This window comes from Aureibaculum flavum (assembly GCF_016406085.1).
GTDB classification, from domain to species: Bacteria; Bacteroidota; Bacteroidia; order Flavobacteriales; family Flavobacteriaceae; genus Aureibaculum; species Aureibaculum flavum.
Genome location: NZ_JAEHFJ010000003.1, coordinates 506,105 through 518,231 on the forward strand (window position 1 = coordinate 506,105; position 12,127 = coordinate 518,231).

The 12,127-nt window shown below is 32.5% G+C and carries 7 protein-coding genes; 5 read left to right on the forward strand and 2 right to left on the reverse strand.

Going from position 1 to position 12,127, the window contains the following annotated elements; genetic code table 11:
* The first annotated feature begins 8 nt into the window (after nucleotides 1-8).
* Entirely contained in the window at nucleotides 9-2,645 is a 2,637-nt protein-coding gene (locus tag JBL43_RS08125) for an AsmA-like C-terminal region-containing protein (RefSeq protein ID WP_198840950.1), read from the forward strand.
* Between the two features lie 42 nt (nucleotides 2,646-2,687).
* Here JBL43_RS08125 and gldA read toward each other — a convergent pair whose 3' ends face one another.
* Complete coding sequence (gene gldA / locus JBL43_RS08130) at nucleotides 2,688-3,581, reverse strand: gliding motility-associated ABC transporter ATP-binding subunit GldA (protein WP_198840951.1); 894 nt, start codon at nucleotides 3,579-3,581, stop codon at nucleotides 2,688-2,690.
* 72 nt (nucleotides 3,582-3,653) lie between these two features.
* Between gldA and JBL43_RS08135 the strand changes: the two genes are divergently transcribed.
* On the forward strand, nucleotides 3,654-4,532 hold the full coding sequence (locus tag JBL43_RS08135; RefSeq protein WP_198840952.1) for an alpha/beta fold hydrolase: 879 nt from the start codon (nucleotides 3,654-3,656) through the stop codon (nucleotides 4,530-4,532).
* Between the two features lie 77 nt (nucleotides 4,533-4,609).
* The gene (locus JBL43_RS08140) at nucleotides 4,610-6,349 is read left to right on the forward strand and encodes an ABC transporter ATP-binding protein (RefSeq protein ID WP_198840953.1); all 1,740 of its coding nucleotides are present in this window, start codon (nucleotides 4,610-4,612) and stop codon (nucleotides 6,347-6,349) included.
* 10 nt (nucleotides 6,350-6,359) lie between these two features.
* Here JBL43_RS08140 and JBL43_RS08145 read toward each other — a convergent pair whose 3' ends face one another.
* Complete coding sequence (locus JBL43_RS08145) at nucleotides 6,360-6,956, reverse strand: RNA polymerase sigma factor (protein WP_198840954.1); 597 nt, start codon at nucleotides 6,954-6,956, stop codon at nucleotides 6,360-6,362.
* 347 nt (nucleotides 6,957-7,303) lie between these two features.
* Between JBL43_RS08145 and JBL43_RS08150 the strand changes: the two genes are divergently transcribed.
* Nucleotides 7,304-8,473, forward strand: coding sequence for a FecR family protein (locus tag JBL43_RS08150; protein ID WP_198840955.1), 1,170 nt, complete (start codon nucleotides 7,304-7,306; stop codon nucleotides 8,471-8,473).
* Between the two features lie 152 nt (nucleotides 8,474-8,625).
* Nucleotides 8,626-12,120: a SusC/RagA family TonB-linked outer membrane protein gene (locus JBL43_RS08155; protein WP_198840956.1), complete on the forward strand. Its 3,495-nt coding sequence runs from the start codon at nucleotides 8,626-8,628 to the stop codon at nucleotides 12,118-12,120.
* Nucleotides 12,121-12,127: the final 7 nt, after the last annotated feature.

The following is a 12,127-nucleotide window of genomic DNA, read 5'->3' on the forward strand; positions in this document are numbered from 1 at the left end:
AAAAATACATGAAAAAAATATTTAAAATATTAGGGATACTTTTAGTTGTTTTAATAGCGGCAGTAATTATTATTCCCATAGTTTTTGAAGGAAAAATAATAGAATTGGTAAAGAAAACAGCCAACAATAATTTGAATGCTACATTAGAATTTGAAGATGCTGATTTAAGTATTTGGAGTAGTTTTCCGAGTGCTGAAGTTTCATTATACAAAACTTCATTGGTAAATAAGGCTCCTTTCGAAGGTGATACTTTATTTAAGGCAAAATCAATTAATTTAAAATTACCAATAGGTCAATTGTTTAAAAGTAATTCTGATATTAGCATTACTACATTTGCAATAGATGGTGCAAAATTAGCGGTTAAAATTGATGAAAATGGAAATGCTAATTATGATATTGCAAAAGAAACTGAAACGGAAACAACTTCAACTACTGAGTCAGATCCTTTACAGTTGCAATTAGAGGGGTATAGTATTACCAACAGTGAAATTTCCTATACAGATGCTTCAAGTAAAATGTCGTTTTCATTAAAAGAGTTTAATCATAAAGGAGAAGGCAATTTGTCGGCAGCAACCTCTAAATTAGATACAAAAACGGATGGATTAATTTCATTTGAAATGGATAGTGTCGCTTATTTTAACAACAATAAAATTGATTTACAAGCTTTAATTGGTATTGATTTAAATGAAAATAAATTCAGCTTTTTAGAAAACAAGGCATTGATTAATCAATTGCCGCTAGTTTTTGATGGTTTTGTTAAAATTAATGATAACAATCAAGAAGTGGCTATCAATTTTAAAACGCCATCATCAGATTTTAAGAACTTTTTAGCGTTAATACCTGAGGTATATTCTAAAAATATTGAAGGGGTAACAACTACAGGTAATTTTGACGTTACAGGTAATTTTGAGGGGGTGGTTGACGACACACACATTCCGAAGTTTAATATCATAATTAATTCGGATAATGCTTCTTTTAAGTATCCTGACTTGCCAAAATCATTGGAAAACATCAACATAAATACAAAGATTGCAAATGAAACAGGTTTGGTCAAAGATACCTATGTAAATGTTGACACCTTATCTTTCCGAATCGACAAAGAGATATTTAATGCGTCTGCTCAATTATCAGAAGTAACCGAAAACATGAAGGTTAAAGCTCATTTGGATGGGAAAATAAACTTGGCGAATTTAGAAAAGGTATATCCTGCGGAAGCTGTAAAAGATTTGAAAGGAAATTTATCCATAAATGCCAATACTGCTTTTGACATGAATTCTATAGAAAAAGGAAATTATGAAAACACGAGAACATCAGGTACTTTTTCATTGCAGAATTTTGAATATGTATCTGCAGAGCTGAGTGATAAATTAATAATTGATAAAACCTCATTAACGTTAAATCCCAAATCTGTAAAACTTAATAGTTTTGATGCTAAATTGGGGAAAACAGACATTCAAGCCACGGGTAGTATAGATAATTTAATTGGTTTTTTCTTCAATAAAGAAGACATGGAAGGCCGTTTTTCTTTGAACTCTAATACGTTTTCGGTGAATGATTTTATGGTGGCTGAGGCAAGTGAAAAAGAAGGAGAAAAGAAAAAAGAAACCCCAATTGCAGCAACTGAGAGTATTAAAATACCCTCTTTTTTAAACTGTACTATTGATGCAAAAGCAAATACGGTTTTGTATGATAACTTAACATTGAAAAATGTATCAGGTACGTTGTTAATTAAAGATCAAACAGCTACGTTAAAAAACATGAAATCCAATCTTTTTAATGGTATCATTGGTTTTGATGGAAATGTATCTACGAAGTCCGCAACACCAACTTTTGCAATGAATTTGGACATGAAAAGCTTAAATATTGATGAATCTTTTAAGCAATTGAGTTTGTTAGAAGCATTGGCACCAATTGCCAACATAATTCAAGGAAAATTAAATACAACTATTAGCCTTTCAGGATTTTTAAATAATGATTTTACACCCAATTTGAGCACTTTGTCTGGTAAGGCTGCTGCAGAGTTATTGAGTTCAAAGCTTTCATCAGAAAACTCTCCATTGATACAGAAGTTAGAAGACCAACTCACCTTTTTAGATGCTAAAAAATTGAATTTAGACGATTTAAAAACAGCGTTGTCATTTAAAGATGGTAAAGTAGAGGTACATCCTTTTTCTATTAATTATGAAGATATTAAAATTGACATTAGTGGTGGTCATGGTTTTGATAATACATTAGGTTATAAAGCGGTTGTAAATGTGCCAGCTAAGTATTTAGGGACGGATGTAACAAAGTTGTTAGCACAATTAAAAGAAGAAGACAGTGAAAACATTAAAATACCAGTTAATGCTTTGATTTCGGGTAGTTTTAAGAATCCTACGGTTAAAACGGATATGAAATCAGCTGTGACTGATTTAACGAAGCAGTTGGTGGCACAACAAAAAGATAAATTGATTGAGAAAGGAAAAGATAAGGTCGGCGATGCATTAAAAGATTTGCTTGGTGGTAAAGAAAAAACTAAGGATTCAACAGTTGTTTCTACTGATTCAGTAGCGAAACCTACACCGAAACCTACAGTTGAAGATGTAGCAAAAGATGCTCTGAAAGGTCTTTTTGGTAAGAAAAAGAAGAAGGATACTGTAAACTAATTGCTAATAATTTCTACCCTTGGGGGAGGTTAGGAGGAGTTTCTATTTCGTAAGACTTCTAAATAGACTTTCTAAATCTTGATTTTTTATAGAAGATTGCAGTAGCTTTAATCCATTATCATGAGCAAAGTCAAAAATAGCAGGACGCATGTCTTTACTAGTGTTAAAAGTAAGTTTCCAGATGTTATCATGGACATTTTCAATGTTTTTCAATTTCGGAATCTGATTGATTAATTGAGGCTCAACACGTAAATCAAATTCAACTTCAATAACTTGTTCTTTATCAGACTTAAGTTCATTCAGTTTTTTATCAGTTACAATTTGTCCTTTATTAATAATAATTACCCGGTCGCACACGGCTTCAACTTCTTGCATAATATGCGTTGAAAACAATACCGTTTTTGTTTTGCCAATTTCTTTAATCAATCCTCTTATTTCAACCAATTGATTTGGGTCTAATCCTGTAGTTGGCTCATCTAAAATGAGTACTTCAGGGTCATGCAATAACGCAGCTGCTAAACCAACTCGTTGACGATAACCTTTAGACAATTGGCTAATTTTTTTGTGAGCTTCAGGTGTTAAACCAACTTGCTCAATTACCTCTTGAATTCTTGATTTAGTAATAGTATGTATAGAAGCATTAAACTGTATGTATTCTTTTACATACATGTCTAAATACAATGGGTTGTGTTCAGGTAAATACCCAACAGACTGTTTCACCGACATGGGTTCAGTGGCTACATTATGTCCGTTTACGATAACTACCCCATCAGAAGCATTGATGTAAGTTGTAATAATCTTCATCATCGTAGATTTACCAGCACCATTAGGTCCTAAAAAGCCTACAATTTCACCAGAGTTTATTTTAAAACTAATACCGTCTAAGGCTTTTTGTGCTCCGTAAGTTTTGCTAATGTTTTGTACTTCTATTGACATGATGATAGTTTAGTTTACAAAGAAACAAATCTTTTCTAAAATTTCGATACTTTTGAACCAATTGCTTTAAGAATGAATGAAATAGTTAAATATATTTACAAAAAACAGTCTCTAATCTTGTCAATATTGTTATTGATGATGTTAAGTTCTTGCTTTACTTTTAAGGTTAGTGATAGAAAAATTGAAAATAAGTTTAGAAAAGAAAATCTAAAGGCTAAGATTTATTATGAAGATTATAGCGGAAAAAGAATCCGATTCATTGCGAGTAAAACAATTGATAAATCGTTACCAACGATTCTATTTATTCATGGAGCACCTGGAGCTGGTAAAGATTATTTTAAATATTTAGCAGATATTGATCTTAATAAAAAAGCCAATTTAATAACCGTTGACCGCTTGGGTTATGGGTATTCCGATTATGGAAATGCGGAAACGTCAATCACATCACAAGCCGAAAGTATTTATACAATTATTGAAAACGAGCAACTTCATGATGTAATACTAGTAAGCTGGTCTTATGGAGTTGCAATTGCTGGAAAAATGAATTATTTACATCCAACTATTTCTGATAATTTAATGGTCGCTGGAGCAGTTTCTCCAAAAGATGAAAAATTTTTTGCAATAGGTAAACTGGCACATTGGAAAGGCACACGATGGCTTTTTTCAAAGGCTTTGAGAGTCTCAGACCGAGAAAAATGGACACATATAGATGAATTAAATAAAATGTCAGAAGATTGGCAACATATTAAAACACCAATTACTTACTATCATGGTACCAAAGATAAAATTGTACCCTATATAAATATGGAGTTTATAGTGTCTAAAGTCCCTGATAAATATCTCGACACGGTCACCGTAAAAAATGCCAACCATTTTATTTTGTTTAAAAATTACGATTTGATAAAAAGAAAGTTGTTAAATCTGATTGACGAAAAACAGAGTTCTAACTAATTGTTATATTTAATTATTAATTTTATGCCTAATTGTCAGCCAAATTAAATTGGCTCGGTTTTAGTCAATAAGGTAGCATGAGTAAAAAAGAGAAAGTATCGTTTGCATGGGCATTTAAAGAATTTATTTGGCCGAGAAGAAAAATTGTATCTATTGGATTAATATTAATAATTTTGAAGAGTTTGGCGGGTTTAGTGATACCACTTCAGACCAAAACATTAATTGATGATGTGGTACCAAACAAAGATATGAGTGGGTTATACACACTAATTATAATTGTGGTGTGTGCATTATTAATTCAAGCAGTTACCTCTTTTTCTTTAACACGTTTACTAAGTGTAGAGGCTCAACATTTAATATCATTATTACGAGCAAAAGTGCAACGTAAATTATTAAAATTACCTATAAATTTTTTCGATAATAATAAATCTGGAGCCTTGGTTTCTCGCGTAATGACGGATGTTGAAGGTGTTCGAAACCTGGTAGGAACAGGGTTGGTGCAGCTTATAGGTGGTTCAATAACAGCCATATTATCTTTTGTATGGTTACTTAAAATAAATGCCACAATGACATTAGTCGTGTTGGTACCTGTGCTGATTTTTGCAGTTGTTATGCTTAAAGCCTTTGGTGTAATTCGTCCCATTTTTAAGGCCCGTGGAAAAATTAATGCAGAGGTAACAGGTCGTCTTACAGAAACGCTTAACGGAGTTCGAGTCATCAAAGGGTTTAATGCTGAAGAACAAGAAAATAAGACCTTTGAAGAAGGGGTTGATAAATTATTTCAAAATGTAAAAAAGAGCTTGACTGCTACCGCTATAATTACAAGTTCCTCTACATTTCTAATTGGATTAGCATCTGCTGGAATCATGGGGTTAGGTGGTTATTATATCATGGGGGGCTCAATGACATTGGGTGATTTTGTTCAGTTTACCTTATTGTTAGGGTTTATGGTTGCACCAATAGTTCAGATGAGTAATATTGGGAGTCAGCTTACTGAAGCCATGGCGGGTTTAGATCGTACACAAGAGTTGATGAATATGACGGAAGAAGATGATCCGGAAAAGAGAACGATTGTTTTAGAGGATATAAAAGGAGATATTGTTTTTGATAATGTGTCTTTTAGTTATGAAGAAAATAAGGAAGTGCTTCACAATATTTCATTAAACGCTTCTTCTGGAAGTGTTACGGCATTAGTTGGTTCTTCAGGTTCAGGTAAAAGTACCATTGCAGGATTAGCAGCCACCTTTTTAAATCCTGTTGAAGGGAAAATCACACTTGACGGTGAAGATTTAGCTAAGGTAAACCTAAACAGCTTTAGAAAGCATTTAGCTGTGGTTTTACAAGATGATTTTTTATATGAAGGTACTATTAGAGAAAATATTTTATTTCCAAGGCCAGATGCTACAGAAGAAGAATTATTAGCCGCTGTAAAAGGAGCTTATGTAAATGAGTTTACCGATCGATTTGATGAAGGTTTAGAAACAGTAATTGGCGAGCGAGGTGTAAAATTATCAGGAGGCCAACGCCAACGAATTTCTATTGCTAGAGCTTTATTGGCAGATCCGAAAGTTATAATTTTAGATGAAGCTACTTCTAATTTAGATACCGAAAGTGAATCGTACATTCAAAAAAGTTTAGGTGTTTTAATGCAAGACCGAACAACTTTTGTAATTGCTCATAGGCTAAGCACCATCCAAAAAGCAGATCAAATTTTAGTTATAGAAGATGGAAATATAGTAGAACAAGGCAAGCATGACGAGCTTATCGCTAAAAAAGGCAGATATTTTGATTTATATACTTATCAAAGTAGAATATAAGCGATAAAAATTAAGATGTTTTATTATTAGGAAACAGCAAGAATAAGATACTACTTGTTTTTTTGCCAATTTTTTTTCTAATGATACAATAGGCTTTTGAAATATGAGCTTCTACAGTTTTAATGGAGATCTCTAAATATTCAGATATCTCCATATTTGTAAGACCATCTTCCTTACTTAATAGAAAAACTTTTTTACATTTTTTTGGTAAGTTTTGGATTTCTTGGGTTACAATTGACATTAAGGTTTCAATTGTTTTTTCATCCGTTTCATTTATTACCTCATTTAAGGCTTGAGCATATTTATTTTCTAAATCTTTGGTGGACTGATTCTTCCAATATTGCCTAATAAACTCATTGTATGTAGCCGTATATAAAAAATTATTAATGGAAAGATTTGAATCGAGTTTATCTCGAAAAATCCAAACATTTAAAAAAACATTTTGTAATACGTCTTTTGCAAGCGGTTTATTATTTGTGAGCGAAAAAGCATAGATGAACAACTTTTTATGAAATTTTTCAATTAAATGAGAATAGGCTTTCTCATCTCCTTGCTTAAGAGATTCAATTAAATAGGTATTATCTTCAAAATTAGTATTCAAATTCATAAATAAGATTAGTCACTCAAATGTAAAGTTTTTAAATATTTTATTTTTCCAAAACATCTAAAAATAAGAATTGAAATCAGTTAAAATCAATAGTTTCAAATTCTAAATTTAGTTCCTTAAAAACGAATCTATCCCTTGCTATTACTAATAGTTTTAAAAAATATAATAATCAAAATTCAAAATAAAAAATAATGAAATATTTTGGCATTATTATAATCGATTTCGTAAAAATATTTATTCAAAAATAGTGATTTCATTTTTTTTAATCCTCTAATCGTTAAAAAAAAGTTAAAAAAACATAGGGTATTTAAAATGGGGTGGTTAATTATAATAACTAAACTATCCGAATGATTTCTAATAAAGCAGAAAATCTCATTGTAAAATATATTAACAAAGCTGCCAATGCAGAAGAGTTAGATCAATTGAGAGATTGGATAAAAAAACCAAACAATTACAAAGTTTTTAAAGAGTTTGTTCGAACACATTATTCCATTTTATATACGCTGGAAAATCAAGATAAGCTTGATGCAAAGGAAGTATTGTTGCAAAGAATTAGTAAGGACAAATCTGTTATTAAACAAAAAAGAATTAGATCTTTTATTAAGTATGCGGCAGCAGCCATCTTCGTTTTAGGGCTAAGCTATTACTATCAACAAGGCTATCTAACTAATACACCTACTCCAAATATATCTGAGGATACTGCTCCTATAATTATTGAACCTGGTTCTAATAAGGCAGTACTTACGTTGGAAGATGGGTCTAATATTACATTGGGCAAAGGCAAAAATTACCAATCTGAAAATGTCAACAGTAATGGAGAAAAATTGGCTTATTCTTCTGAGGCAAAAACAAAACACAAAATAGTTTACAATTACCTTACTATTCCTCGTGGTGGTCAGTTTTATTTAAAGCTATCTGATGATACTGAAGTATGGCTTAATTCTGCAAGCCAATTAAAATATCCTGTACATTTTACTAAAGGAAAGACAAGAGAAGTAGAACTAGTTTATGGTGAAGCTTACTTTGCCGTTTCTCCAAGTTCTAATCACAATGGATCTAGATTTAATTTAATTTGTAATGAACAAGAAGTTGAAGTTATTGGTACACAATTTAACGTAAAGGCTTATAAGGAAGAAAGAAATATATATACAACCCTTGTAGAAGGTAAAATTGATTTAAACGTAGATGATACGAAAAAAAGATTAAGACCCGATGAGCAATTAAATCTTAATCTTGATACAAATACATTCACCGTCAAAAAAATAGATGTTTATAATGAAATTTCGTGGAAGGAAGGTGTTTTTAGTTTTGAAGGTAAACCGTTGAAAGATATTGTTACCATACTTTCTCGTTGGTATGATGTTGAATTTATTTTTGAAAATAAAGCTGCTCAAGAAAAACGATTTAATGGATCGCTTAGAAAGGATGTAAGCATAAATGAGGTACTCAATATTGTTAAAAATTTTGGAATAATTAAAGAATATGAAATAAAGAATAAGATAGTATTATTAAAATAAAAAAAGGGGATGAAGTACTGAAATTTGGCCGTTTCACTTCATCCCAGACATTATGTATTAATTAATAAGTTTAACTAACACAATTCAAATTTATGGAAATTAATTTTATCAATGCCCGATCTTTCACTCGAAGTCGGCTACTAAAGTTTATTATGAGAGCATTTATTTTTCTATTATGCACTACGGTTTTTAGTTTTAATACTGTTGATAGCTATTCGCAGCAGAAAATTAAAATCAAAAAAGACATGGAAATGTCTATAGATGAAGTATTCAAGGTTGTAAGTAAACAATCTAAATTTAGTTTCTTATATCCACAAGAACTATTTAAGGATGTTCCTAAAGTTAATTTAAAAAAAGGTGAAATTTTATTGAATCAACTTCTTACCAATATTTTTTCTAAGGGCGAAACTTCGTTTAGATTAACTGATAATAATGTTATTATTGTCGAAAAAAGTGATCCGAAACAGCTTAAAGAACTTAAAGATCAAAAGATTCAAATTTCGGGTACAGTACTTGATCAAAGCGGTGAACCATTGCCAGGAGCAAGTATCGTTGAAAAAGGTACACTGAACGGTGTACAAACGGATTTTGATGGTAAGTTTTCTTTAGATGTTGCAGATGCTAATGCCATTTTAGAGATTTCTTTTGTTGGATTCGAAACCAAAGAAGTAGCTGTTACAAACCAAACAGAACTCACCATTACGCTTGTAGAATCTACAGCAAATCTTGATGAAGTAGTGATAGTTGGTTATGGTACTCGAAAAAAATCGACTGTAACCTCTGCTGTTGCACAGGTAAGTGCTGAAACTTTTCAAGACAGATCTATTGCAAGTGTATCTCAAGGTTTACAAGGGGCTGTAACAGGGCTAGTAATTACTAATTCTCAAAGTGGAGGTGAACCAGGAGCTGAACAAAACATCAACATCAGAGGCTTATTAACGAGTACGGGTAATGATGGTGGAGCTAATGGTAATATAGTAAATTCGGAACCTTTAGTACTTATAGATGGTGCGGTAATGAATATAAATGACATTAACCCTGAAGACATTGAAACGGTTTCAGTGCTAAAAGATGCAGCTTCAGCTGCTATTTATGGTTCTAGAGCTGCTGGTGGTGCAATTCTAATAACTACTAAAAGTGGTAAAAACATGAATGGCGGTATGAAAATTAACTATTCTAACAGCTTCTCCTTTTCATCTCCTACACAATGGCCACAACAATCTGACGCAGTAACGTATGCTCATGTAATGAATGATTCAAGGTTTAATATGACTGGCCAAGAAAATTGGTTTTTTTCAGAAGAAGCCATAGGGTGGATACAACAAAATTTAGATAACCCAGGTAGTGCACCCACAACACTTAGCAAAAACAATGATACCGATTGGGTTGTAAATAGTGGAGGTCTTGGTGGTAGTGCAGCAACCGACTGGAAAGATTTTCTTTTTAAAGATTATGCAAAAAAATCTAAACACAACTTAAGCATTAGAGGTGGTGACCAAAAGCTAAACTACTACATATCAGCAGGAGCATACTCAGAAGATGGTTTATTTAAAGTAGCTGAAAACACTTTTAATAGATATAATTTAGATGCAAAAATAGCTGCAAAACCTAATAAATGGTTAAAGTTCGAACTTTTAACGAAGTTACAAAGAAGTGATGCCGAGTTCCCATGGGATCCTGGTTTTGGTAGAGGTCGAGTATTTGATCAATTATCAAAACTAAAACCTACTATGCCTACTGTAGACCCTATTTGGGGAGAGCCGATGCCAGCTGCTTATTATCCGCGTTGGCAACACTCTAGTGAAGTGAATACAAGCAACCAATTGGTCTTACTCCCTAGAGTTGTTATAGAACCGCTTAAAGATTGGTTTATTAACTTAGAATACAACTATAGAACAAATAATAATAAAACGGTTTTTTCTTCTACACAATATGAATCAAAACGTCCAAATGGTGAAACTAAAGTAGAAATTTCGAGAGATCAAACAATAATTAGACCTCGATTGTCTACAAACGACTATTGGTCTCCTAATTTATATACTAGTTATCATAAATCCATTGGTGACCATAATTTTGACGCTACCGTAGGATATCAAAGTGAACGTTATAATGTATACAATTTAAACGCAGACGCAGCTGGCGTATTATCAGATGAGGTTCCATCGATATCTACTGCTGTAGGTGAGCAAACCGTTACAGATGTAATAACGCATTGGTCAACGGAGAGTGTATTTGGTAGAATAGGATATAATTATAAAGAAAAATACATTGCAAGAGTAACTTACCGTAGAGACGGTACATCAAGGTTTGAACCTGATAACAGGTGGGCTGGATTTCCTTCTTTTGAATTAGGGTATAACATCGCAAAGGAAGATTTCTGGAAATTCGATGATATAAGTATGTTTAAGCTAAGAGCTAGTAAAGGGTCGCTTGGAAATCAGAATGTTGGGCTCTATGGATATATTACAGGAATCCCTGTAGGCCTTGGTTCTTTTCTATTTAATGGAGAAAGAGAATATACAGCTAACGTACAATCAACACTTCCAAATGACAACCTAACATGGGAAACCGTAAAAACAACAGATGTTGGAATCGATATTTTAGCATTAAATAACAAACTAGGTTTCTCTTTTGATTGGTTTCGTTCAGATATTACAGATTTGGCTACTGGAGGACCCTCGTTACCAGCTGTGCTAGGAACAGCAGATGGAGCACTTCCTTTAGTAAACGGTGGTGTTGCACGAACTCAAGGATGGGAGACCGAAATATCTTGGAAACAATCATTAGGAGACTTTAATTATAACATTAGAGTTTCACTTACTGACTATAAACAAACCATTGTAGAATTCGATAATGCAACAGCATTACTTTCTGATCGTTTTGCAGGAAAAGATCTTGGAGATATATGGGGCTTTACATGGGATGGCTGGTTTGAAAGTGATGAACAAGCAGCTGAACAAACAGCACTTGTAAGCCAAAAATGGCATAGTCCATGGTCTTATAAAGAAGGTGATACTAGATATGCCAATTTAAATGGTGATGATGCTATTGACATTGGTGATAATACAGTAGATGATCATGGCGATTTATCTGTAATAGGAAACACGACGCCGAGATACCAATATGGAATTGCACTTGGTGCTAGCTTCAAAGGTCTAGACTTTAATATGTTTGTACAAGGGGTAGGAAAAAGAGATATTAATCCTATACAAGGTAATTATAAGAAGCAATTTTTAGGACCAGCACAAGGGCCATTCCATTCTAATGTGTATGAAGAGCATTTAGATTATTATAGACCAGAAAATACCACAAGTCCTCTAGGTCCAAATACAGATTCGTATTTTGCTAGACCTTATGCACAGAATGGTGGTAGAAATAATAAAAACACCAAATCTGCAGTTGACCATTATTTACAGAATGGTGCCTATGCGAGATTAAAAACGATACAACTTGGATTTACAATTCCTAAAAATATATCAGAAAAATATAAGATTGATAGATTTAGAATATTTGTTACAGGAGAAAACCTCTTAACAGTATCAGATCTTTTATTTTATGATCCTGAATCCGTTAGAGGTACTTTTAGTGGAGGTTCTTCTTATCCTTTATCAAAAACCATTTCGGCAGGAATTAATGTTTCATTTTAAAATTTAA